This window comes from Psychrobacillus sp. FSL W7-1457, from assembly GCF_038593405.1.
In the GTDB taxonomy this organism is placed as follows: Bacteria; Bacillota; Bacilli; order Bacillales_A; family Planococcaceae; genus Psychrobacillus.
The window spans coordinates 84549-108570 of the sequence record NZ_CP151993.1; the positions used below are offsets into that span (position 1 = coordinate 84549).

The 24022-nt window shown below is 45.0% G+C and carries 14 protein-coding genes, 11 tRNA genes and 6 rRNA genes; 28 read left to right on the forward strand and 3 right to left on the reverse strand.

The features are described 5' to 3' along the window. The first annotated feature begins 125 nt into the window (after positions 1-125). The 27 genes from cysK to rrf (NSQ95_RS00550) all read left to right on the forward strand — a co-directional run bounded on the left by cysK (position 126) and on the right by rrf (NSQ95_RS00550) (position 19974). Complete coding sequence (gene cysK / locus NSQ95_RS00420; protein ID WP_340886216.1) at positions 126-1049, forward strand: cysteine synthase A; 924 nt, start codon at positions 126-128, stop codon at positions 1047-1049. A gap of 141 nt (positions 1050-1190) precedes the next feature. Then, positions 1191-2603, forward strand: a complete 1413-nt coding sequence (locus NSQ95_RS00425) for an anthranilate synthase component I family protein (protein WP_342560098.1) — start codon at positions 1191-1193, stop codon at positions 2601-2603. Beyond that, positions 2600-3187, forward strand: coding sequence for an aminodeoxychorismate/anthranilate synthase component II (gene pabA, locus NSQ95_RS00430; RefSeq protein ID WP_340886220.1), 588 nt, complete (start codon positions 2600-2602; stop codon positions 3185-3187). The genes NSQ95_RS00425 and pabA overlap by 4 nt, the downstream gene beginning before the upstream one ends. Next, on the forward strand, positions 3188-4027 hold the full coding sequence (gene pabC, locus NSQ95_RS00435; protein WP_340886222.1) for an aminodeoxychorismate lyase: 840 nt from the start codon (positions 3188-3190) through the stop codon (positions 4025-4027). 1 nt (position 4028) lies between these two features. Further along, complete coding sequence (gene folP / locus NSQ95_RS00440; RefSeq protein WP_340886224.1) at positions 4029-4886, forward strand: dihydropteroate synthase; 858 nt, start codon at positions 4029-4031, stop codon at positions 4884-4886. A 3-nt stretch (positions 4887-4889) separates the two neighbouring features. Further along, positions 4890-5255 carry a dihydroneopterin aldolase gene (folB, locus tag NSQ95_RS00445; protein WP_342560099.1) on the forward strand — a complete coding sequence of 122 codons (366 nt, stop codon included), beginning with the start codon at positions 4890-4892 and terminating at the stop codon, positions 5253-5255. Beyond that, complete coding sequence (gene folK, locus NSQ95_RS00450) at positions 5249-5770, forward strand: 2-amino-4-hydroxy-6-hydroxymethyldihydropteridine diphosphokinase (protein ID WP_342560775.1); 522 nt, start codon at positions 5249-5251, stop codon at positions 5768-5770. Before folB ends, folK begins: the two co-directional genes overlap by 7 nt. Beyond that, positions 5722-5946 (forward strand): helix-turn-helix transcriptional regulator, encoded by a 225-nt coding sequence (locus tag NSQ95_RS00455; RefSeq protein ID WP_342560100.1) that lies wholly within the window; start codon positions 5722-5724, stop codon positions 5944-5946. Before folK ends, NSQ95_RS00455 begins: the two co-directional genes overlap by 49 nt. Then, entirely contained in the window at positions 5943-6968 is a 1026-nt protein-coding gene (gene dusB / locus NSQ95_RS00460) for a tRNA dihydrouridine synthase DusB (protein ID WP_298469509.1), read from the forward strand. Before NSQ95_RS00455 ends, dusB begins: the two co-directional genes overlap by 4 nt. Before the next feature lie 160 nt (positions 6969-7128). Then, on the forward strand, positions 7129-8619 hold the full coding sequence (gene lysS, locus NSQ95_RS00465) for a lysine--tRNA ligase (protein ID WP_251557205.1): 1491 nt from the start codon (positions 7129-7131) through the stop codon (positions 8617-8619). A 378-nt stretch (positions 8620-8997) separates the two neighbouring features. Beyond that, a 16S ribosomal RNA gene (locus NSQ95_RS00470) occupies positions 8998-10551 on the forward strand. A 205-nt stretch (positions 10552-10756) separates the two neighbouring features. Then, positions 10757-13685: ribosomal RNA gene (locus NSQ95_RS00475) — 23S ribosomal RNA — on the forward strand. A 121-nt stretch (positions 13686-13806) separates the two neighbouring features. Next, positions 13807-13922: ribosomal RNA gene (rrf, locus tag NSQ95_RS00480) — 5S ribosomal RNA — on the forward strand. 23 nt (positions 13923-13945) lie between these two features. After that, positions 13946-14021: transfer RNA gene (locus tag NSQ95_RS00485), tRNA-Val, on the forward strand. Positions 14022-14034: 13 nt separating this feature from the next. Next, a tRNA-Thr gene (locus tag NSQ95_RS00490) sits at positions 14035-14110 on the forward strand. A 6-nt stretch (positions 14111-14116) separates the two neighbouring features. Further along, a tRNA-Lys gene (locus NSQ95_RS00495) sits at positions 14117-14189 on the forward strand. A gap of 22 nt (positions 14190-14211) precedes the next feature. Beyond that, positions 14212-14296 (forward strand) — tRNA-Leu (locus NSQ95_RS00500). A 17-nt stretch (positions 14297-14313) separates the two neighbouring features. Then, positions 14314-14388, forward strand: a tRNA-Gly gene (locus NSQ95_RS00505). A 15-nt stretch (positions 14389-14403) separates the two neighbouring features. Continuing rightward, a tRNA-Leu gene (locus NSQ95_RS00510) sits at positions 14404-14492 on the forward strand. Positions 14493-14508: 16 nt separating this feature from the next. Continuing rightward, positions 14509-14585, forward strand: a tRNA-Arg gene (locus NSQ95_RS00515). Between the two features lie 5 nt (positions 14586-14590). Continuing rightward, positions 14591-14667 (forward strand) — tRNA-Pro (locus tag NSQ95_RS00520). Between the two features lie 14 nt (positions 14668-14681). Beyond that, positions 14682-14757 (forward strand) — tRNA-Ala (locus tag NSQ95_RS00525). Positions 14758-14892: 135 nt separating this feature from the next. Next, positions 14893-16446, forward strand: a 16S ribosomal RNA gene (locus tag NSQ95_RS00530). Between the two features lie 109 nt (positions 16447-16555). Beyond that, positions 16556-16632 (forward strand) — tRNA-Ile (locus NSQ95_RS00535). 16 nt (positions 16633-16648) lie between these two features. Next, positions 16649-16724 (forward strand) — tRNA-Ala (locus NSQ95_RS00540). A 116-nt stretch (positions 16725-16840) separates the two neighbouring features. After that, positions 16841-19769: ribosomal RNA gene (locus tag NSQ95_RS00545) — 23S ribosomal RNA — on the forward strand. An 89-nt stretch (positions 19770-19858) separates the two neighbouring features. After that, positions 19859-19974, forward strand: a 5S ribosomal RNA gene (rrf, locus tag NSQ95_RS00550). Together the 16S, 23S and 5S rRNA genes with 11 tRNA genes alongside form the textbook arrangement of a ribosomal RNA operon. 119 nt (positions 19975-20093) lie before the next feature. On the opposite strand, the gene NSQ95_RS00555 is transcribed toward rrf (NSQ95_RS00550), so the two are convergent. Continuing rightward, positions 20094-20534, reverse strand: coding sequence for a nuclear transport factor 2 family protein (locus tag NSQ95_RS00555; protein ID WP_342560101.1), 441 nt, complete (start codon positions 20532-20534; stop codon positions 20094-20096). A 695-nt stretch (positions 20535-21229) separates the two neighbouring features. Between NSQ95_RS00555 and NSQ95_RS00560 the strand changes: the two genes are divergently transcribed. Next, entirely contained in the window at positions 21230-22441 is a 1212-nt protein-coding gene (locus NSQ95_RS00560; protein ID WP_342560102.1) for an alpha/beta hydrolase, read from the forward strand. Positions 22442-22498: 57 nt separating this feature from the next. Here NSQ95_RS00560 and NSQ95_RS00565 read toward each other — a convergent pair whose 3' ends face one another. After that, positions 22499-23404, reverse strand: coding sequence for a DMT family transporter (locus NSQ95_RS00565; RefSeq protein WP_342560103.1), 906 nt, complete (start codon positions 23402-23404; stop codon positions 22499-22501). A gap of 19 nt (positions 23405-23423) precedes the next feature. Next, the gene (locus tag NSQ95_RS00570) at positions 23424-23993 is read right to left on the reverse strand and encodes a GNAT family N-acetyltransferase (protein ID WP_342560104.1); all 570 of its coding nucleotides are present in this window, start codon (positions 23991-23993) and stop codon (positions 23424-23426) included. Positions 23994-24022: the final 29 nt, after the last annotated feature.

Here is a 24022-nt window from a genome sequence, read left to right on the forward strand (position 1 = left end):
GAATCGTCAATAATAAAATTTACTTTATTTGGCGAACTGTATTAATTGACAGTAGTTCTCAAAGATTGATATGATATAGGAAATAAAACCTATCAATCAAGTAGGGATTAGGAGTGAATCGTAGAATGGCAAAATTAGCGAATAGTGTAGCAGATTTAATAGGTAAAACACCGATTGTTAAATTAAACAGAGTGACTAGCCCAGAAGATGCTGAGGTTTATGTGAAATTAGAATACTTTAACCCTGGAAGCAGTGTAAAAGATCGTATTGCTCTAGCAATGATAGAAAATGCCGAAAAAGAAGGCAAATTAAATGCAGAAAGCACGATTATTGAGCCTACAAGTGGTAACACAGGAATCGGGCTAGCAATGATTGCGTCTGCAAAAGGGTATAAAGCTGTATTAGTAATGCCAGACACAATGAGCTTAGAGCGTAGAAATTTACTTCGTGCATATGGTGCTGAATTAGTGTTAACACCTGGAGCTGATGGTATGAAGGGTGCAATTGCGAAGGCGCTAGAACTATCGAATGAAAACGGTTGGTTTATGCCACAACAATTTAATAACCCTGCAAATCCAGAGGTGCACCGTTTAACAACTGGTCCTGAAATTGTAGAAGCATTTGACCAATTAGATGGATTTGTTGCTGGAATCGGTACAGGTGGTACAATTACAGGTGCTGGTGGCGTGTTAAAGGAAAAATTCCCAAACATCCACATTGCTGCAGTTGAACCAAAGGATTCAAGTGTCCTTTCTGGTGGTAAACCAGGACCACATAAAATTCAAGGAATTGGTGCTGGTTTTATACCGGAAGTATTAGATACAGATTTATACAATTCCATCATTCAAGTTTCTAACGAGGATGCTTATGCTACTTCTCGTGAAGTTGCTAAAAGTGAAGGGATTTTAGGTGGAGTATCTGCAGGTGCTGCTATTTACGGAGCACTTCAGTTAGCAAAACAACTTGGTAAAGGTAAAAAAGTTCTTGCAGTTATCCCTGACAACGGGGAACGTTACTTGAGTACACCTCTTTATCAATTTGAAGACTAATTTATATGTGTTCGGGATTATAATTTCATAAGAGTTGATTTAACGAGAGGGAGTTTGTTTACTTCCTCTCTTTTTTGTGGCAAAAAGGAATAGTTTCACGTTAAGATGAAGTCAGATTGTTTTTAGGGGGAAATGAAAATAATGGGATTACATCTTCATACGCATTCATTTCAAATGTTTAAAGAGGCATTTTTTTATGGATATAAAGAGCTTACCAAAAATGAAACACATCATCTGTTCTTAGAGAGTGGGAGAGGCGGTCATATTTCTGTCGCAGCCTGGAATCCATTAGCTACTATTAAGTCTGAGGAGAAGGGCATCCATGTTAAGTGGAGAGAAGGAGGGGAGGAATCTATAGAGGGTGAGCCTTTAGATGAGCTAGAGCGCCTCATTGCAAACTATAAGATTTCTTACGATAGCAACCTTCCTGACTTTCAAGGGGGAGCAGCTGGTTTTATTAGCTACGATTATGCTAGAAAGATAGAAGTACTACCAACCCATTCAGAAGATGATTTGCATATACCGGATATATACTTTTATCTACTAGATAGCTGGGCTGTGTTAGATGTGGAGACTGAAACAGTAACATTGATGAAGCTCTCTAGTAGTAGTGAGGATTTAGAGGATATGGAAGAGCGATACAAACAGGCAGCCGATCAGGGCATATCCTCTAGAATCTTCTTGCCGGGAGCTGCGATGGAAGTTCAAGAGGATTCATCGAAGCTACATGTGTCGATGAGTTCAGAGGAATTTGAAGCAGCTACGCTAAAAATTCAAGAATATATTGCTCAAGGAGACGTTTTCCAAGTTAACTTATCAGTTCGTCAATCTAAAGAGTTAAAAGCATCAGCCATTGAAATGTACGAGGCTTTGCGTACCTTCAACCCTTCTCCTTATATGGCATATATCCAGTCACCAGAGTTTGCGGTAGTTTCAGGATCTCCTGAGTTATTGGTAAAGAAAAAGGGGTTTGAGCTATCTACAAGACCAATCGCTGGTACAAGGCCAAGAGGGAAAGACGAGGCAGACGATCTTTTATTGGCCAATGAGCTGATTGAAAATGAAAAAGAGCGTGCTGAGCACGTCATGCTTGTAGATCTGGAGCGGAACGACATAGGGCGCGTTTCTGCTTATGGCACAGTGGAAGTGGACGAGTTTATGGTGATTGAGCGTTACTCCCATGTCATGCATATTGTTTCAAATGTTAAGGGGCAGCTACGCCAAGGGGTGACAAACTCAGAAATAGTTCGAGCAATGTTCCCAGGTGGAACCATTACTGGAGCACCAAAAATAAGAACCATGGAAATCATAGATGAGTTAGAGCCTGTTCGAAGAGGACTATATACAGGTTCTATAGGATGGCTTGGATACACCGGGGATATAGAGCTTAATATCGTTATACGGACGGCATTTATACAAGATAGAATGGCTCATATACAGGCAGGGGCAGGTATAGTAATTGATTCGAAGCCTAGTGCAGAATATAAAGAGTCCATAAACAAAGCAAAGGCTTTATGGCAAGCAAAGGCCATGGCGGAAGGAGGAAGCAAATGATTTTGATGATTGATAACTATGATTCCTTTACCTACAATTTAGTGCAATATATCGGGGAATGTGGTGTAGAGATAAAGGTGGTTCGTAATGATGAGCTTTCCATAGAAGACATTGAGCAATTATCACCTCAAGTTATTGTTGTTTCTCCAGGTCCCTGTACCCCGAACGAGGCAGGTATCAGCTTAGAAGTAATCACCTATTTCGCCGGGAAAATACCTTTGCTAGGGGTTTGTTTGGGACATCAATCCATTGGCCAAGCTTTTGGGGGTAATGTAATTCGTGCAGAACGACTAATGCATGGGAAAACGTCTCCGGTCTTTCATGATGGTAAAGGTGTTAATAAGAATATGCCTAACCCGTTCCTTGCTACTCGCTATCATTCTTTAATAGTAGAGAGAGGCTCACTTCCAGACTGTCTCGAAATTACATCCTGGACAGCGGAGGGAGAAATAATGGGAATACGCCATAAGGATTTTCCAGTAGAGGGTGTACAGTTCCACCCGGAGTCTATCATGACGGAGGAAGGAAAAAAACTAATCCAAAACTTTGTGCATGACCACTGCTATGCTAAGGAGCTGTCCTAAATGGAGGCTTGGAAGAATGGGCAATTATATAAAGCTAGTGAATTAACGGTATCAGCCTATGATCATGGCTTCTTATATGGACTTGGCTTTTTCGAAACGTTTCGCACCTACAATGGCAACGTATTTTTATGGGATGAGCATTGGTTGAGACTCAAAGAGGCACTGGCCGATTTTCGTATAGACTTGCCTTATGACAAGCAGGCCATTTTGGAGGCTGTGAATTTATTAACAGAAGCGAATAAAGGGGAAGACGGGTATTTTCGTTTAAACGTTAGTGCAGGTATTCATGATCTGGGATTACAGCCAAACAATTATCAGGAACCAACCGTTATTTTATATCGAAAGCCCCTTGTTCCGATGATACGTGGTAAAGAGAAGTCAGCAGTCTGGTTAAAGACTGTCAGAAATACTCCGGAGAGCAGCATTCGTCATAAATCCCACCACTTTGCAAACAATGTTCAAGCGAGGTTTGAACTAGACTCACTAGCTGATCAGGAAGGGATTTTTATAAATACCTCAGGTTTTGTGGCAGAAGGTATTACTTCTAATGTCTTTTGGGTTAAGGGTGGGAAAGTCTATACTCCCTCTGTTGAAACTGGAATATTAAATGGAACGACGAGGAAATGGATTTTAAAAAATTGTACAAGCGATATAGAAGAAGGCTTTTACACAAAGACTCATTTAGAATCTGCAGAAGAGGTTTTTATAACAAACGCAGTTCAGGAGCTGGTTCCGATTAAAAGTATTGACGGGAAACAGTTTTTAGGAAATCTCGGACCTGTTTACAAAGAGCTTCACAAACAATACGTTGCGTGTATTCAGGGAAAAAGGAGAGCATAGCATGAATTTAAAACATAATTTACAACCGTTTAAAGCTGGAGGAGTCACTCTAGATTTTCGAAATGAAACGATTATAATGGGTATTCTTAACGTTACACCGGATTCCTTTTCGGATGGTGGAATGTTCAATGAGATAGAGCAGGCTGTCGGTAGAGCAAAACAAATGGTAGCCGAAGGAGCTAAAATAATAGATGTTGGGGGAGAGTCCACAAGACCAGGATATACACCAATATCTGATGAAGAAGAAATTGGGCGTGTTGTGCCGGTTATCCAAGCTATTAGCCAACAAGTGGACGCAATCATTTCTATTGATACGTATAAATCAGCTGTAGCTAGAGCAGCTATAGAGGCCGGTGCGCACGTCATTAATGATATTTGGGGAGCTAAGAAAGATCCGGAGATTGCCAATGTGGCAGCCGAATTCAATGTCCCAATTATACTCATGCACAATCGAGATGATGAGGACTATGTAGATTTTTGGATAGAGGCGAAGAAGGATTTAGAAGAAAGCATCCATATTGCCAGGACAGCAGGTGTACCTCATGAAAACATTTGGTTAGACCCTGGCATAGGATTTGCAAAATCTCATGATCAGAATATTTTAATGATGCAGCATTTAGCTGACCTCGTGGCTATGGGCTACCCAGTATTGTTGGCCACTTCCCGTAAGCGTATGATTGGCAATGTATTAAATTTGCCAGTGGACGAACGTGTGGAGGGTACTGGAGCAACAGTATGCTATGGTGTCCAGCTTGGCTGTCATATAGTGAGAGTTCATGATGTCAAGGAGATGGGAAGAATGACGAAAATGATGGATGCTTTATTAGGCAAAGGCATCGAGATGAAAGCGGAGGCTTAACAGATGGACTATATTCATTTAAATGATTTAGAATTTTACGGATTTCATGGGGCACTTCCAGAGGAAACAAAGCTCGGGCAAATTTTTAAAGTAACGGTGACTCTTGCCTGTGACTTAAAAAAAGCCGGGGAAACAGATAACTTAGACGAGACGGTTAACTATGCTGAGGTATTTGAGCTCTGTAAGGAAATCGTGGAGGGAAAACCTTATTTGTTAATAGAAGCTGTTGCGGAAAGAATTGCTTCTCGAATACTGGAGCAGTATAAGGAAAAAGTAAGTGGATGTCGAATACACTTAGTGAAACCAAATCCTCCGATAGTAGGGCATTACTCTTCAGTCGCTGTCGAAATAACAAGGGGTATATTATGAACGTAGCGTACATTTCCTTAGGATCGAATATAGGGAATCGATTAGAGTATTTACAAGAAGCAGTTGGTTTATTGAAGGAGACACAACAGATAGATGTTCTGAAGGTGTCGTCGGTCTACGAGACAGCTCCAGTCGGTTACGTGGACCAAGCGGCATTTTTAAATATAGTTGTAGAACTGAAGACTTTATTTACGCCACATGAATTATTATCAAAATGCAATGAAATAGAGGACTTACTAGGGAGAAAGAGAATAGTTCGCTGGGGTCCAAGAACAGTAGACCTTGACATTTTGTTGTATAATGAAGAAAATATGAAAACAGAAGACCTCATTATTCCTCATCCTAGGATGGCAGAAAGAGGCTTCGTGCTTGTTCCGCTTATGGAGTTAAATCCTAATATAATCGATCCGCGGACAAAACAAGCTTTTTCGAATTTAGTGCAAGACCAGAAAGAGGGCGTCCATTTATGGAGAAAGTTCGATGGGGTCGACGCATTCGTGCATTTCGAAGGTTAAAGATGATCAAGCAAGTCGAGCTTGCAAAAGAAATGGATATGTCTGTGTCTATACTTGGGAAAATTGAACAAGGTAAGCGAGCTCCAACCGAAGCACAGTTGGAAAAGATTGCTGCCATACTTGATATAAAGCTAGAAGAACTAAAAGGAGAAATAGAGGCAGGTGACGATAAATGACAAATGCACCGACTAAGCCATTTCAAATTGGTAACCATGTAATGGATAACCGAGTGGTTTTGGCACCCATGGCTGGTATTTGTAACTCAGCATTCCGTCTAACGGTTAAAGAGTTTGGAGCGGGACTTGTCTATGCTGAAATGATTAGCGATAAGGGGATTGTTCAAAAAAATGAAAGAACATTAAGCATGCTTTACATTGATGAACGTGAAAATCCATTGTCTTTGCAAATCTTTGGCGGTGAAAAAGAAACGCTAGTAGCTGCAGCGCAATATGTTGATCAGCACACTTCAGCCGATATTATTGATATTAACATGGGTTGCCCAGTGAATAAGATTATAAAATGTGAGGCTGGGGCAAGATGGCTCTTAGACCCTAACAAGATATATGAGATGGTATCTGCAGTTGTAGATAATGTAAAAAAACCTGTAAGTGTAAAAATGCGTACAGGCTGGGATGAAGAACACTTATATATGGTAGAAAATGCACAAGCAGTCGAGCGCGCTGGTGGAGCAGCCGTTGCCGTACACGGACGTACTCGTGTACAAATGTATGAGGGAGAAGCAAACTGGGACTTAATTCGACAAGTTAAAGAAGCAGTCAATATTCCCGTCATCGGTAATGGGGACGTGAACACTCCACAAGATGCAAAACGTATGTTAGATGAAACAGGCGTCGATGGTGTAATGATCGGACGAGCAGCATTAGGTGATCCATGGATGATTTATCGTACAGTGGAATATCTTGAAACAGGCGAGCTAAAGCCTGAACCTACTGTGCAAGAGAAGATAGACGTGTGTTTATTACATTTTGATCGGCTGACTGCTCTTAAGGGAGAGCATATTGCGGTCCGTGAAATGCGCAAGCATGCATCTTGGTATCTTAAAGGAATCCGTGGAAACGGGACGGCTAGAAATATGATTAACCAAACAGAAACTGCACAAGAGCTTAAGGATTACTTGCGCTTCTTTGCAGAAGAGTCTTTAAAGGAATATAATGAGGCTAGCACAATTCTTGCTTAATTTAGTGGGCTGTCACATCAAGTGACGGCTCTTTCCGTATTTTATTTAGTCGTTAGGTTCAGTGACAGAAATAAAAGATGAAGTAAACACTGAAATTGTGTACAATAAATGCAACGTAAAGGATACTTGCGAATAATAGATTGTAAAAGGAGTGAAGGAAATGTCTAACATGGAAGAATTAAATGATCAACTTTTGGTGAGACGCCAGAAGATGACTACGATACAAGAAAAAGGATTAGATCCATTTGGCGGAAAGTTTGAAAGAACTCATTTAAGTGACCAAGTCGTTTCTGAATTTGAAGAGTTCACAAAAGAGCAGTTAGAAGAAACGCCTCACGAAGTAGTAATAGCTGGGCGAATCATGACGAAGCGCGGAAAAGGAAAAGCAGGGTTTGCGCATATACAAGACCTAGGCGGCCAAATTCAGATTTATGTACGAAAAGATGCAATTGGTGAAGATGCTTACGAGCTATTTACTACAGCAGACTTAGGTGACATCGTAGGAGTTCGAGGTAAAGTATTTAGAACTCAGGTAGGTGAATTGTCAGTAAAAGCAACAGAGTTTACCTTCTTAACTAAATCCTTACGTCCAATGCCAGAGAAGTTCCACGGTTTAAAAGATGTTGAACAACGCTACCGTCAACGCTACTTAGATTTAATGACTAGTGCTGAAAGCAAAAACACTTTTATCACTAGAAGCCGTATTATTCAATCTATGCGTCGTTACTTAGATAGCCAAGGCTATTTAGAAGTAGAGACACCATTGTTACATACTGTGGCAGGGGGAGCAGCAGCTCGTCCGTTTATTACTCATCACAATGCATTAGATATGGAGCTTTATTTACGAATTGCAATTGAATTACACTTAAAGCGTCTAATTGTGGGCGGTTTAGAAAAGGTTTATGAAATAGGCCGTGTATTCCGTAATGAAGGTGTATCTACTCGTCATAATCCTGAATTTACAATGATCGAATTATATGAGGCATACGCTGACTATAAAGACATCATGAATCTAACAGAAAATCTAGTAGCACATGTTGCTCAAGAAGTTCTTGGCTCTACTACAGTTATGTATGGAGATGATGAGATCAATCTTGCTCCTGGTTGGAGACGCTGGCATATGGCGGATGCAGTCAAAGAGACTTCAGGAGTTGATTTCTGGAAAGAGATGACGAAAGAAGAAGCTCATGCCTTGGCTAAAGAACATGGAGTAGAAGTAAAACCTTCTATGGAAGTGGGACATGTACTAAATGAATTCTTTGAACAAAAAGTAGAAGAAACTTTAGTACAACCAACATTTATCTATGGACATCCAGTAGAAGTTTCTCCACTTGCGAAGAAAAATCCAGAGGATGGACGTTTTACAGATCGCTTTGAGCTGTTTATTGTTCGTCGTGAGCATGCTAATGCTTTCACAGAGTTAAATGATCCTATCGATCAACGTAATCGCTTTGAAGCGCAATTAGAAGAGAAAGCTGCTGGAAACGATGAAGCACATGAAATGGATGAAGATTTCTTAGAGGCATTAGAATATGGAATGCCACCAACAGGTGGACTAGGAATTGGAATAGATCGTTTGGTAATGTTATTAACAAACTCCCCATCTATTCGCGATGTTTTATTATTCCCTACTATGCGTCATAGAGATTAAAGAGTTTAAGAAAGGGACACTACTACTAGTAGTGTCTCTTTCTATTTATACGACTATATATTGGGTGAGAATTATTTTAATTATTTTACTTTTAAAAAGCCCTTGTAAAAGGTGCTGGCAGGGTGGTATAGTAATCAAGTTCCCAATTTTACTTCTAAATCTCACGAAAATAACTTAAAAAAAGTTGTTGACATTGAAAAGTAGATTTGGTAAGATAATAAAGTCGCCAAAACGAACGGCGCAATGAACATTGAAAACTGAACATGCAAAACGTTAAGACATACAGCATCAACAAGCTTCGGCTTGATTGACGCAAAACAATTTTGACATCATTTAATGATGATGCCAGCAAAACAAAATGAGCTTTTTAAGTTCTCTATTATGGAGAGTTTGATCCTGGCTCAGGACGAACGCTGGCGGCGTGCCTAATACATGCAAGTCGAGCGGATGATGAAGAAGCTTGCTTCTTCTGATTTAGCGGCGGACGGGTGAGTAACACGTGGGCAACCTGCCCTGTAGATTGGGATAACTCCGGGAAACCGGGGCTAATACCGAATAATCCATTCCCTCACATGAGGAAATGTTAAAAGACGGTTTCGGCTGTCACTACAGGATGGGCCCGCGGCGCATTAGCTAGTTGGTGAGGTAACGGCTCACCAAGGCGACGATGCGTAGCCGACCTGAGAGGGTGATCGGCCACACTGGGACTGAGACACGGCCCAGACTCCTACGGGAGGCAGCAGTAGGGAATCTTCCACAATGGACGAAAGTCTGATGGAGCAACGCCGCGTGAGTGAAGAAGGTTTTCGGATCGTAAAACTCTGTTGTGAGGGAAGAACAAGTACGAGAGTAACTGCTCGTACCTTGACGGTACCTCATTAGAAAGCCACGGCTAACTACGTGCCAGCAGCCGCGGTAATACGTAGGTGGCAAGCGTTGTCCGGAATTATTGGGCGTAAAGCGCGCGCAGGCGGTCCTTTAAGTCTGATGTGAAAGCCCACGGCTCAACCGTGGAGGGTCATTGGAAACTGGGGGACTTGAGTACAGAAGAGGAAAGCGGAATTCCAAGTGTAGCGGTGAAATGCGTAGAGATTTGGAGGAACACCAGTGGCGAAGGCGGCTTTCTGGTCTGTAACTGACGCTGAGGCGCGAAAGCGTGGGGAGCAAACAGGATTAGATACCCTGGTAGTCCACGCCGTAAACGATGAGTGCTAAGTGTTAGGGGGTTTCCGCCCCTTAGTGCTGCAGCTAACGCATTAAGCACTCCGCCTGGGGAGTACGGTCGCAAGACTGAAACTCAAAGGAATTGACGGGGGCCCGCACAAGCGGTGGAGCATGTGGTTTAATTCGAAGCAACGCGAAGAACCTTACCAGGTCTTGACATCCCGCTGACCGGCCTAGAGATAGGCTTTTCCCTTCGGGGACAGCGGTGACAGGTGGTGCATGGTTGTCGTCAGCTCGTGTCGTGAGATGTTGGGTTAAGTCCCGCAACGAGCGCAACCCTTGATCTTAGTTGCCAGCATTCAGTTGGGCACTCTAAGGTGACTGCCGGTGATAAACCGGAGGAAGGTGGGGATGACGTCAAATCATCATGCCCCTTATGACCTGGGCTACACACGTGCTACAATGGACGGTACAGAGGGTCGCAACCCCGCGAGGGTGAGCAAATCCCATAAAACCGTTCTCAGTTCGGATTGTAGGCTGCAACTCGCCTACATGAAGCCGGAATCGCTAGTAATCGTGGATCAGCATGCCACGGTGAATACGTTCCCGGGCCTTGTACACACCGCCCGTCACACCACGAGAGTTTGTAACACCCGAAGTCGGTGGGGTAACCCTTTTGGGAGCCAGCCGCCGAAGGTGGGACAGATGATTGGGGTGAAGTCGTAACAAGGTAGCCGTATCGGAAGGTGCGGCTGGATCACCTCCTTTCTAAGGATATATTCGGAATACAGATCTTTATCTGTATCTTAACGTTTTGCAGTTCAGTTTTGAATGTTCATTCTATATGAGCATTTAAAGCTTTTTAACTTGTTCTTTGAAAACTGGATAAAACGACATCAAAAAAAGAAACAAACGCAAGATATTCAAATTGTGATCACTTACGTGATTGCAAGTGTAGTACTTTTAACTTTTAGGTTAAGTTAATAAGGGCGCACGGTGGATGCCTTGGCACTAGGAGTCGATGAAGGACGGCACTAACACCGATATGCTTCGGGGAGCTGTAAGTGAGCTTCGATCCGAAGATTTCCGAATGGGGAAACCCACTGCCCGTAATGGGGCAGTACATTTGCGTGAATACATAGCGCATCTGAGACACACCCAGGGAACTGAAACATCTAAGTACCTGGAGGAAGAGAAAGAAAATTCGATTCCCTGAGTAGCGGCGAGCGAAACGGGAAGAGCCCAAACCAAGAGGCTTGCCTCTTGGGGTTGTAGGACACTCTATACGGAGTTACAAAAGAATGAGCTAGACGAAGCGATCTGGAAAGGTCCGCAGGATAGGGTAAAAGCCCCGTAGTCAAAAGTTCATTCCCTCCAGAGTGTATCCTGAGTACGGCGGAACACGTGAAATTCCGTCGGAATCCGGGAGGACCATCTCCCAAGGCTAAATACTACCTAGTGACCGATAGTGAACCAGTACCGTGAGGGAAAGGTGAAAAGCACCCCGGAAGGGGAGTGAAATAGACCCTGAAACCGTGTGCCTACAAATAGTCAAAGCCCGTTAACGGGTGATGGCGTGCCTTTTGTAGAATGAACCGGCGAGTTACGATTACATGCGAGGTTAAGTTGAGAAGACGGAGCCGCAGCGAAAGCGAGTCTGAATAGGGCGAATGAGTATGTGGTCGTAGACCCGAAACCAGGTGATCTACCCATGTCCAGGATGAAGGTGAGGTAACACTTACTGGAGGTCCGAACCCACGCACGTTGAAAAGTGCGGGGATGAGGTGTGGGTAGCGGAGAAATTCCAATCGAACCTGGAGATAGCTGGTTCTCTCCGAAATAGCTTTAGGGCTAGCCTCAAACGTTAGAATCTTGGAGGTAGAGCACTGTTTGGACTAGGGGCCCATCCCGGGTTACCGAATTCAGACAAACTCCGAATGCCAATGATTTATGTTTGGGAGTCAGACTGCGAGTGATAAGATCCGTAGTCAAGAGGGAAACAGCCCAGACCACCAGCTAAGGTCCCAAAGTATTTGTTAAGTGGAAAAGGATGTGGCGTTGCTTAGACAACCAGGATGTTGGCTTAGAAGCAGCCATCATTTAAAGAGTGCGTAATAGCTCACTGGTCGAGTGACGCTGCGCCGAAAATGTATCGGGGCTAAACAAATCACCGAAGCTGTGGATTGATACCTTTGGTATCAGTGGTAGGAGAGCGTTCTAAGGGCGTTGAAGTCAGACCGGAAGGACTGGTGGAGCGCTTAGAAGTGAGAATGCCGGTATGAGTAGCGAAAGATGGGTGAGAATCCCATCCACCGTATGACTAAGGTTTCCTGAGGAAGGCTCGTCCGCTCAGGGTTAGTCGGGACCTAAGTCGAGGCCGATAGGCGTAGACGATGGACAACAGGTTGATATTCCTGTACCACCACCCCACCGTTTGAGTGATGGGGGGACGCAGTAGGATAGGGTAAGCGTGCTGTTGGTTATGCACGTCCAAGCAGTGAGGTGTGAGTGTAGGCAAATCCGCACTCTGTAACATTGAGCTGTGATGGCAAGGACGTATGTCCGGAGTTCCTGATTTCACACTGCCAAGAAAAGCCTCTAACGAGGTGGGAGGTGCCCGTACCGCAAACCGACACAGGTAGTCGAGGAGAGAATCCTAAGGTGAGCGAGAGAACTCTCGTTAAGGAACTCGGCAAAATGACCCCGTAACTTCGGGAGAAGGGGTGCTCTTTTGGGTGAATAGCCTAGAAGAGCCGCAGTGAATAGGCCCAGGCGACTGTTTAGCAAAAACACAGGTCTCTGCAAAACCGTAAGGTGAAGTATAGGGGCTGACGCCTGCCCGGTGCTGGAAGGTTAAGAGGAGTGCTTAGCGCAAGCGAAGGTGCGAATTGAAGCCCCAGTAAACGGCGGCCGTAACTATAACGGTCCTAAGGTAGCGAAATTCCTTGTCGGGTAAGTTCCGACCCGCACGAAAGGCGTAACGATCTGGGCACTGTCTCAACGAGAGACTCGGTGAAATTATAGTACCTGTGAAGATGCAGGTTACCCGCGACAGGACGGAAAGACCCCGTGGAGCTTTACTGTAGCTTGATATTGAATTTTGGTGCAACTTGTACAGGATAGGTAGGAGCCTTAGAGCCCGGAGCGCCAGCTTCGGAGGAGGCGTCGGTGGGATACTACCCTGGTTGTATTGAAATTCTAACCCATACCCGTAACCCGGGTAGGAGACAGTGTCAGGCGGGCAGTTTGACTGGGGCGGTCGCCTCCTAAAGTGTAACGGAGGCGCCCAAAGGTTCCCTCAGAATGGTTGGAAATCATTCGAAGAGTGTAAAGGCAGAAGGGAGCTTGACTGCGAGACCTACAAGTCGAGCAGGGTCGAAAGACGGGCTTAGTGATCCGGTGGTTCCGCATGGAAGGGCCATCGCTCAACGGATAAAAGCTACCCCGGGGATAACAGGCTTATCTCCCCCAAGAGTCCACATCGACGGGGAGGTTTGGCACCTCGATGTCGGCTCATCGCATCCTGGGGCTGTAGTCGGTCCCAAGGGTTGGGCTGTTCGCCCATTAAAGCGGTACGCGAGCTGGGTTCAGAACGTCGTGAGACAGTTCGGTCCCTATCCGTCGTGGGCGTAGGAAATTTGAGAGGAGCTGTCCTTAGTACGAGAGGACCGGGATGGACACACCGCTGGTGTACCAGTTGTTCTGCCAAGGGCATCGCTGGGTAGCTATGTGTGGACGGGATAAGTGCTGAAAGCATCTAAGCACGAAGCCCCCCTCAAGATGAGATTTCCCATTACGCAAGTAAGTAAGATCCCTCAAAGACGATGAGGTAGATAGGTTCGGGGTGGAAGCGTGGCGACACGTGCAGCTGACGAATACTAATCGATCGAGGACTTAACCAAATTGTTTGTTTCTAAGATGTCAGTTTATTCAGTTTTGAAAGAATAAATTTTTATTAAATTAATGCTTGTAATAATCTACATAGTTGATATAATAGAACTTGTCTTTCAATAATTATTCAAGTCTAGTGATGATGGCGAAGAGGTCACACCCGTTCCCATACCGAACACGGAAGTTAAGCTCTTCAGCGCCGATGGTAGTTGGGGGTCTCCCCCTGCAAGAGTAGGACGTCGCTGGGCTTGCAATAAAAAAATATTACCCAGGAGGATTAGCTCAGCTGGGAGAGCATCTGCCTTACAAGCAGAGGGTCGGCGGTTCGAGCCCGTCATCCTCCACCATAATTTTACTCCTGCCGGAGTAGCTCAACTGGTAGAGCAACTGACTTGTAATCAGTAGGTTGAGGGTTCAAGTCCTTTCTCCGGCACCATTTTCCGAGCCATTAGCTCAGTTGGTAGAGCATCTGACTTTTAATCAGAGGGTCGAAGGTTCGAGTCCTTCATGGCTCATTCACTTTTGTGAAATAAATATGCGGGTGTGGCGGAACTGGCAGACGCACTAGACTTAGGATCTAGCGCCGCAAGGCGTGGGGGTTCGACTCCCTTCACCCGCACCATTTAACTTAATAACCGAGCGGAAGTAGTTCAGTGGTAGAACACCACCTTGCCAAGGTGGGGGTCGCGAGTTCGAACCTCGTCTTCCGCTCCAAAGATTCATTAAAGTGCCGGGGTGGCGGAACTGGCAGACGCACAGGACTTAAAATCCTGCGGTAGGTGACTACCGTACCGGTTCGATTCCGGTCCTCGGCACCACTTTTATGAATAATTAGCGCCCGTAGCTCAATTGGATAGAGCGTCTGACTACGGATCAGAAGGTTGTGGGTTCGACTCCTGCCGGGCGCGCCATATAACGGGAAGTAGCTCAGCTTGGTAGAGCACTTGGTTTGGGACCAAGGGGTCGCAGGTTCGAATCCTGTCTTCCCGACCAGTTATTATTATTTTGGGGCCTTAGCTCAGCTGGGAGAGCGCCTGCCTTGCACGCAGGAGGTCAGCGGTTCGATCCCGCTAGGCTCCACCATGAACATTGAAAACTGAACATGCAAAACGTTAAGACATACAGCATCAACAAGCTTTGGCTTGATTGACGCAAAACAATTTTTGACATCATTTAATGATGATGCCAGCAAAACAAAATGAGCTTTTTAAGTTCTCTATTATGGAGAGTTTGATCCTGGCTCAGGACGAACGCTGGCGGCGTGCCTAATACATGCAAGTCGAGCGGATGATGAAGAAGCTTGCTTCTTCTGATTTAGCGGCGGACGGGTGAGTAACACGTGGGCAACCTGCCCTGTAGATTGGGATAACTCCGGGAAACCGGGGCTAATACCGAATAATCCATTACCTCACATGAGGAAATGTTAAAAGACGGTTTCGGCTGTCACTACAGGATGGGCCCGCGGCGCATTAGCTAGTTGGTGAGGTAACGGCTCACCAAGGCGACGATGCGTAGCCGACCTGAGAGGGTGATCGGCCACACTGGGACTGAGACACGGCCCAGACTCCTACGGGAGGCAGCAGTAGGGAATCTTCCACAATGGACGAAAGTCTGATGGAGCAACGCCGCGTGAGTGAAGAAGGTTTTCGGATCGTAAAACTCTGTTGTGAGGGAAGAACAAGTACGAGAGTAACTGCTCGTACCTTGACGGTACCTCATTAGAAAGCCACGGCTAACTACGTGCCAGCAGCCGCGGTAATACGTAGGTGGCAAGCGTTGTCCGGAATTATTGGGCGTAAAGCGCGCGCAGGCGGTCCTTTAAGTCTGATGTGAAAGCCCACGGCTCAACCGTGGAGGGTCATTGGAAACTGGGGGACTTGAGTACAGAAGAGGAAAGCGGAATTCCAAGTGTAGCGGTGAAATGCGTAGAGATTTGGAGGAACACCAGTGGCGAAGGCGGCTTTCTGGTCTGTAACTGACGCTGAGGCGCGAAAGCGTGGGGAGCAAACAGGATTAGATACCCTGGTAGTCCACGCCGTAAACGATGAGTGCTAAGTGTTAGGGGGTTTCCGCCCCTTAGTGCTGCAGCTAACGCATTAAGCACTCCGCCTGGGGAGTACGGTCGCAAGACTGAAACTCAAAGGAATTGACGGGGGCCCGCACAAGCGGTGGAGCATGTGGTTTAATTCGAAGCAACGCGAAGAACCTTACCAGGTCTTGACATCCCGCTGACCGGCCTAGAGATAGGCTTTTCCCTTCGGGGACAGCGGTGACAGGTGGTGCATGGTTGTCGTCAGCTCGTGTCGTGAGATGTTGGGTTAAGTCCCGCAACGAGCGCAACCCTTGATCTTAGTTGCCAGCATTCAGTTGGGCACTCTAAGGTGACTGCCGGTGATAAACCGGAGGAAGGTGGGGATGACGTCAAATCATCATGCCCCTTATGACCTGGGCTACACACGTGCTACAATGGACGGTACAGAGGGTCGCAACCCCGCGAGGGTGAGCAAATCCCATAAAACCGTTCTCAGTTCGGATTGTAGGCTGCAACTCGCCTACATGAAGCCGGAATCGCTAGTAATCGTGGATCAGCATGCCACGGTGAATACGTTCCCGGGCCTTGTACACACCGCCCGTCACACCACGAGAGTTTGTAACACCCGAAGTCGGTGGGGTAACCCTTTTGGGAGCCAGCCGCCGAAGGTGGGACAGATGATTGGGGTGAAGTCGTAACAAGGTAGCCGTATCGGAAGGTGCGGCTGGATCACCTCCTTTCTAAGGATATATTCGGAATACAGATCTTTATCTGTATCTTAACGTTTTGCAGTTCAGTTTTGAATGTTCATGTATATTAATATTTTTAATAGATATGGAAATTCAAAGAGGGCCTATAGCTCAGCTGGTTAGAGCGCACGCCTGATAAGCGTGAGGTCGATGGTTCGAGTCCATTTAGGCCCACCATACCTTTTTTTATTTCGGGGCCTTAGCTCAGCTGGGAGAGCGCCTGCCTTGCACGCAGGAGGTCAGCGGTTCGATCCCGCTAGGCTCCACCAACGAAATAATTTGTTCTTTGAAAACTGGATAAAACGACATCAAAAAAAGAAACAAACGCAAGATATTCAAATTGTGATCACTTATGTGATTGCAAGTGTAGTACTTTTAACTTTTAGGTTAAGTTAATAAGGGCGCACGGTGGATGCCTTGGCACTAGGAGTCGATGAAGGACGGCACTAACACCGATATGCTTCGGGGAGCTGTAAGTGAGCTTCGATCCGAAGATTTCCGAATGGGGAAACCCACTGCCCGTAATGGGGCAGTACATTTGCGTGAATACATAGCGCATCTGAGACACACCCAGGGAACTGAAACATCTAAGTACCTGGAGGAAGAGAAAGAAAATTCGATTCCCTGAGTAGCGGCGAGCGAAACGGGAAGAGCCCAAACCAAGAGGCTTGCCTCTTGGGGTTGTAGGACACTCTATACGGAGTTACAAAAGAATGAGCTAGACGAAGCGATCTGGAAAGGTCCGCAGGATAGGGTAAAAGCCCCGTAGTCAAAAGTTCATTCCCTCCAGAGTGTATCCTGAGTACGGCGGAACACGTGAAATTCCGTCGGAATCCGGGAGGACCATCTCCCAAGGCTAAATACTACCTAGTGACCGATAGTGAACCAGTACCGTGAGGGAAAGGTGAAAAGCACCCCGGAAGGGGAGTGAAATAGACCCTGAAACCGTGTGCCTACAAATAGTCAAAGCCCGTTAACGGGTGATGGCGTGCCTTTTGTAGAATGAACCGGCGAGTTACGATTACATGCGAGGTTAAGTTGAGAAGACGGAGCCGCAGCGAAAGCGAGTCTGAATAGGGCGAATGAGTATGTGGTCGTAGACCCGAAACCAGGTGATCTACCCATGTCCAGGATGAAGGTGAGGTAACACTTACTGGAGGTCCGAACCCACGCACGTTGAAAAGTGCGGGGATGAGGTGTGGGTAGCGGAGAAATTCCAATCGAACCTGGAGATAGCTGGTTCTCTCCGAAATAGCTTTAGGGCTAGCCTCAAACGTTAGAATCTTGGAGGTAGAGCACTGTTTGGACTAGGGGCCCATCCCGGGTTACCGAATTCAGACAAACTCCGAATGCCAATGATTTATGTTTGGGAGTCAGACTGCGAGTGATAAGATCCGTAGTCAAGAGGGAAACAGCCCAGACCACCAGCTAAGGTCCCAAAGTATTTGTTAAGTGGAAAAGGATGTGGCGTTGCTTAGACAACCAGGATGTTGGCTTAGAAGCAGCCATCATTTAAAGAGTGCGTAATAGCTCACTGGTCGAGTGACGCTGCGCCGAAAATGTATCGGGGCTAAACAAATCACCGAAGCTGTGGATTGATACCTTTGGTATCAGTGGTAGGAGAGCGTTCTAAGGGCGTTGAAGTCAGACCGGAAGGACTGGTGGAGCGCTTAGAAGTGAGAATGCCGGTATGAGTAGCGAAAGATGGGTGAGAATCCCATCCACCGTATGACTAAGGTTTCCTGAGGAAGGCTCGTCCGCTCAGGGTTAGTCGGGACCTAAGTCGAGGCCGATAGGCGTAGACGATGGACAACAGGTTGATATTCCTGTACCACCACCCCACCGTTTGAGTGATGGGGGGACGCAGTAGGATAGGGTAAGCGTGCTGTTGGTTATGCACGTCCAAGCAGTGAGGTGTGAGTGTAGGCAAATCCGCACTCTGTAACATTGAGCTGTGATGGCAAGGACGTATGTCCGGAGTTCCTGATTTCACACTGCCAAGAAAAGCCTCTAACGAGGTGGGAGGTGCCCGTACCGCAAACCGACACAGGTAGTCGAGGAGAGAATCCTAAGGTGAGCGAGAGAACTCTCGTTAAGGAACTCGGCAAAATGACCCCGTAACTTCGGGAGAAGGGGTGCTCTTTTGGGTGAATAGCCTAGAAGAGCCGCAGTGAATAGGCCCAGGCGACTGTTTAGCAAAAACACAGGTCTCTGCAAAACCGTAAGGTGAAGTATAGGGGCTGACGCCTGCCCGGTGCTGGAAGGTTAAGAGGAGTGCTTAGCGCAAGCGAAGGTGCGAATTGAAGCCCCAGTAAACGGCGGCCGTAACTATAACGGTCCTAAGGTAGCGAAATTCCTTGTCGGGTAAGTTCCGACCCGCACGAAAGGCGTAACGATCTGGGCACTGTCTCAACGAGAGACTCGGTGAAATTATAGTACCTGTGAAGATGCAGGTTACCCGCGACAGGACGGAAAGACCCCGTGGAGCTTTACTGTAGCTTGATATTGAATTTTGGTGCAACTTGTACAGGATAGGTAGGAGCCTTAGAGCCCGGAGCGCCAGCTTCGGAGGAGGCGTCGGTGGGATACTACCCTGGTTGTATTGAAATTCTAACCCATACCCGTAACCCGGGTAGGAGACAGTGTCAGGCGGGCAGTTTGACTGGGGCGGTCGCCTCCTAAAGTGTAACGGAGGCGCCCAAAGGTTCCCTCAGAATGGTTGGAAATCATTCGAAGAGTGTAAAGGCAGAAGGGAGCTTGACTGCGAGACCTACAAGTCGAGCAGGGTCGAAAGACGGGCTTAGTGATCCGGTGGTTCCGCATGGAAGGGCCATCGCTCAACGGATAAAAGCTACCCCGGGGATAACAGGCTTATCTCCCCCAAGAGTCCACATCGACGGGGAGGTTTGGCACCTCGATGTCGGCTCATCGCATCCTGGGGCTGTAGTCGGTCCCAAGGGTTGGGCTGTTCGCCCATTAAAGCGGTACGCGAGCTGGGTTCAGAACGTCGTGAGACAGTTCGGTCCCTATCCGTCGTGGGCGTAGGAAATTTGAGAGGAGCTGTCCTTAGTACGAGAGGACCGGGATGGACACACCGCTGGTGTACCAGTTGTTCTGCCAAGGGCATCGCTGGGTAGCTATGTGTGGACGGGATAAGTGCTGAAAGCATCTAAGCACGAAGCCCCCCTCAAGATGAGATTTCCCATTACGCAAGTAAGTAAGATCCCTCAAAGACGATGAGGTAGATAGGTTCGGGGTGGAAGCGTGGCGACACGTGCAGCTGACGAATACTAATCGATCGAGGACTTAACCAAATTGTTTGTTTCGATTAATGATGTCTTTTATCCAGTTTTGAGTGAACAACTCAGTAGGGTTTCAATACATGTATTGAAAGCCGAAAAGGTCTAGTGATGATGGCGAAGAGGTCACACCCGTTCCCATACCGAACACGGAAGTTAAGCTCTTCAGCGCCGATGGTAGTTGGGGGTCTCCCCCTGCAAGAGTAGGACGTCGCTGGGCACCAAAGCAAGTCGTCACCGAGTAATCGGTGGCGGCTTTTTTGTTTTATCTTTATCAAAAGCTAGAAAAAAGGAAATAAAGCTGGAATTTCTTTATCTCCAATCCCAAAAGTATATTTTTCACTTCAAATTAAAAATTCCCTTACCAGTCTCAAAATTTATAGGCAATGATGAATGTTCGTGAGCTATATACCAAAATTCGTTCACTTTTTTTAAACAATATGTGATCCGATTTGTCATTTGACGAATTTTCTCATCAGATTCTTCTTGGTGAGCAGCAAAAGTTACAGCACAATATATAAATGCAAGATGTGAATTTTCTTCAACGACTAGGTCACTAAAATCAACTTTGAGTAGACTGCGATCCTCGCTCAATCCGTTAAACCACTCTACCACGCTTGCCTCCCATGAAGAAATCCCCTTGCTCTCCCAGTTCTCCCAGGAATCATAAATATGCACATCAGGTGCATACATAGATAAGAATTTTTCAACATCTTTTTCGTAAATTGCTGTTTTGTAATTTTCAAGTACGTCTTGAACCTTTAAAAAAACCTCGGTCATTTAATGCAACCCCTTTCTAATTTAAAGATGTAAGAGTGTTGATATAAATATATTCTATACTCGAACATTTTTTCCTCCTTCAACTAACCTAACTGTTAGCTTTAGTATAACTTCCATAATACCCCTGAAGACAACCCTTAGCTTTAATAAATCTGAATTCTACTTTACTTTCTCACTAGTATGCTTTCTATTAAGAACATAAATAGATGATGAAAATGGGGTTGGTGACAGTTTTTTAGCTTTGTTTATGCGAGTAAATTTATTAGCGCTTTCTCGATGCTAAATCTATTTACATTTATTGATTGGAGCGCCAGACGGCGACTCCTACGGGATGAGTGAGACAGATAAGACATCACAACCACGCGCGTAAGCGATGGGTGATGGCTTATCGCTCACCCCGAGGAAAGCGTCCGGCTGGTGCGAAAAATCAATGCTATTCTCTGATCTAAGATTTCTTTGGATCATAAATCAACCCTACCCTTTAACATAGCCTTAAAAAAGAACTTAATATAATGCAAAAAACTTTTAAAATAAACTGAAAATTATTTACTTCTTTCTAGTACTGCTGTTATACTATAGATAGAACAGAGAGGTGAATCTAAATGAACTGTAAAAAAGCGCTTATATTAAGCTTATTACTATTTCATATTTTACTTTCTGGATGTAGTGATAGTGATAAGCAAGGAGGGGAGGAGGTGTCTAAAGATAAGGAAGAGACGAGTACAAATGTTTCTTTAGAAAGGGTAGAGGGAGTGTGGGAAGGATCCATTAACGTTCCTAATCAACCACTCCCAATTAGTATTAAATTTACAAGAGAAGAAGGCTTGATTAGTATCCCGATTCAAGGATTAAATAATCACCCATTAACAAACATTTCCTTAAGCGATAAGGATATTACCTTTAACATGCCACTTCCGGGACAAAAAATCACCTTTGCTGGGAAGCTGCAGGATGAAATAATGGCAGGTACGTTTACACAACAAGGTCAGTCGTTTCCATTTGAACTTAGTAAGGTAACTGATGTAGCTAAGGCTGAGGATTTAGAAGAATTAGAAGTAAATGGAGGGAAAATGGTTGGTCAAATAGAGATTCCTGAGGGGGAAGGACCGTTCCCACTCATGATCATTCTTGCTGGCTCGGGACCCACCGATCGTAATGGTAATTCATTATTAATGGTAGGGAAAAATAATAGCTTAAAAATGATCGCAGAAGAATTAGCTGCAGAAGGAATTGCCAGCATCCGCTACGACAAAAGAGGAGTTGGCTTAAATATGGGCCTTGCTACTAAAGAAGAAGACTTAAGATTTAACCACTATATTGAGGATGCTGTCGCCTGGGCAGAATTTGCGAAGGAAGACGACCGTTTTAGCGACATAGGATTCATCGGACACAGTGAGGGTTCTCTTGTAGGAATGATTGCTGCTCAAGAGACAGAAGCGACTGTATTCGTATCATTAGCAGGTGCAGGACGGCAAATAGATGAAATTCTATTAGAACAGTTAAGAAATCAGTTGCCAAGTGAGCTTATGAGTGAATCTGAAAAAGTAATTGAGAAGCTTAAGCGAGGTGAACAGGTAGAGGAAGTGTCGAATGAATTACACAGTATATTCCGTCCATCTGTACAACCTTATATGATTTCCTGGCTTCAATACCATCCTATTGAACAAATTAAAAAGTTGGATGCAAGAATATTACTTATAAACGGTACAGCAGATTTGCAAGTCCCTAGTAGTGATGCTGAGCTTCTACATCAAGCAAAAGATTCTGAGCTTCTAATAATTGAGAGAATGAACCATGTGCTAAAAGAATCCCCATCTGATGAGACAGGGAATATGGCGACATATACAGATCCAAGTCTACCGTTAGCAGAAGGTCTAATGGATGGCATAATTGAATTTATAAAGTAAAACAACAGAAACTGAACAAATAAAAAAAACGCTGAACGGTGAGTTCAGCGTTTCAACCTACACAATAGGCTTTTGTTGCTTTTGCTTTCTTCGAATATCTGCAATCGTTGGGATACACATACCTATCAGTATAATGAGGATACCGATAACTTGTAACCAAGTAAGTGCCTCGCTTAACACAAGTACAGATACCATTACAGCTACTGGTAATTCCATTGCACTTAGAATAGATGAAACTGCGCCGCCAACTTTTGGTACAGCGATTACGAAGAAATAAATAGGGATAATGATACCTAGTAATCCTAAGCCTAGTCCCAAGTAAAGTAGAGATTCCGTAAACAGTTTACCGTTCCACATGATTTCAGGACTTTGGAAGACAGAGATCATTAAAGCGGCGATAAAGGAAACCCAAAGTAAACGAGTAGTAGTATTCATTCCCTCTACTTGTTTAGTATTAATGTTCATATTAAGTGAGAAGGAAATTGCTGCTGCGAAACCGTATACCCAGCCTCTCCAGTCAATTCCACTCAAATCGACATCTAATACCCCTGCAGCTAGCAATGTACCGGCGAATAAAATAACAAGGGAGATAACTTCCGCTCGAGAAGGTAATCTTTTTCTTATTATACAATCAATCAAAGTACCGATCCACGTAAACTGGAAGAGCATCACTACTGCTAGGGAGGCTGGTAAATATATAAGGGCTTGTCCATAGACAATACCCGTAGTTGCTGTAAAAATCCCTGCTAACAGTATAATTTTAAACCCGCCATACAGACGTGGTATTTTTCTTTGTGTCACCACATAGATGACTAACGCTAGTAGGAAACCAACAATGTATTGACTAGAAACAGCTTCTGAAGCTGTATATCCTTGTCCAATTGCTAATTTCACCATAGTTGATAAAGTCCCGTAACAGCTGGCTGCGAAGACAACCATTAAGGGGTAGATCCATAATTTCATAACCTTGCTTCTCCTTCAATCAGGGGCCTACCGTTTTCACCATGTGATAGAAAGGCTCGCCAATAATGGTCCAAGGACATACAGTTTCAAATCCTAGACGATTATATAAGCGGATTGCAGCCTCTTTCTCAGTTTCTACATTCAAGGAGAGTTTCCCGCCACCATTATTTTTGACTACTTGTTCAGCAAAATTTAACAGCTTCGTTCCAATACCATGTCCACGATAGGTTGGATCGACCACTACAGTATCTATATACCATTCTTCAGGTAGCGTCTCTTTGTCTATCGTCACCTGTGTTCCCTTTTTGGCTGAAAGATACTGCTCTAAATTAGCATCCAAAGTAACTGCTTGTTCAGCAGTATAAAAAACTAGTACGCCAGCAATTTGACCATCCATTTCTGCAACGTATGTATTTAAAAAGGAATGACGATTGCTAGTTTGAGTAAATAAGTGAATGAACTCCTGGGTGATCGCTGATTCTTCAGTTTCTCCAGTCATTTGCATCGAAATGTCACCGATAGCTTCCATAATTAGTGGAACTGATGATTTGGCATCTGCTTTAATAGCTTTTCTTATTACAATTTCCATTCAATTCACCCCCCAATTTGCTATTATAA

Excerpts from the sequence above, each read along its gene's own strand:
- NSQ95_RS00570 (WP_342560104.1), bottom strand. The coding sequence starts at position 23,993 with ATGGAAATTGTAATAAGAAAAGCTATTAAAGCAGATGCCAAATCATCA.
- lysS (WP_251557205.1), top strand. The coding sequence starts at position 7,129 with ATGTCTAACATGGAAGAATTAAATGATCAACTTTTGGTGAGACGCCAG.
- folB (WP_342560099.1), top strand. The coding sequence starts at position 4,890 with ATGGACTATATTCATTTAAATGATTTAGAATTTTACGGATTTCATGGG.
- dusB (WP_298469509.1), top strand. The coding sequence starts at position 5,943 with ATGACAAATGCACCGACTAAGCCATTTCAAATTGGTAACCATGTAATG.
- NSQ95_RS00555 (WP_342560101.1), bottom strand. The coding sequence starts at position 20,534 with ATGACCGAGGTTTTTTTAAAGGTTCAAGACGTACTTGAAAATTACAAA.
- NSQ95_RS00425 (WP_342560098.1), top strand. The coding sequence starts at position 1,191 with ATGGGATTACATCTTCATACGCATTCATTTCAAATGTTTAAAGAGGCA.
- pabC (WP_340886222.1), top strand. The coding sequence starts at position 3,188 with ATGGAGGCTTGGAAGAATGGGCAATTATATAAAGCTAGTGAATTAACG.
- NSQ95_RS00565 (WP_342560103.1), bottom strand. The coding sequence starts at position 23,404 with ATGAAATTATGGATCTACCCCTTAATGGTTGTCTTCGCAGCCAGCTGT.
- pabA (WP_340886220.1), top strand. The coding sequence starts at position 2,600 with ATGATTTTGATGATTGATAACTATGATTCCTTTACCTACAATTTAGTG.
- folP (WP_340886224.1), top strand. The coding sequence starts at position 4,029 with ATGAATTTAAAACATAATTTACAACCGTTTAAAGCTGGAGGAGTCACT.
- cysK (WP_340886216.1), top strand. The coding sequence starts at position 126 with ATGGCAAAATTAGCGAATAGTGTAGCAGATTTAATAGGTAAAACACCG.
- NSQ95_RS00455 (WP_342560100.1), top strand. The coding sequence starts at position 5,722 with ATGGAGAAAGTTCGATGGGGTCGACGCATTCGTGCATTTCGAAGGTTA.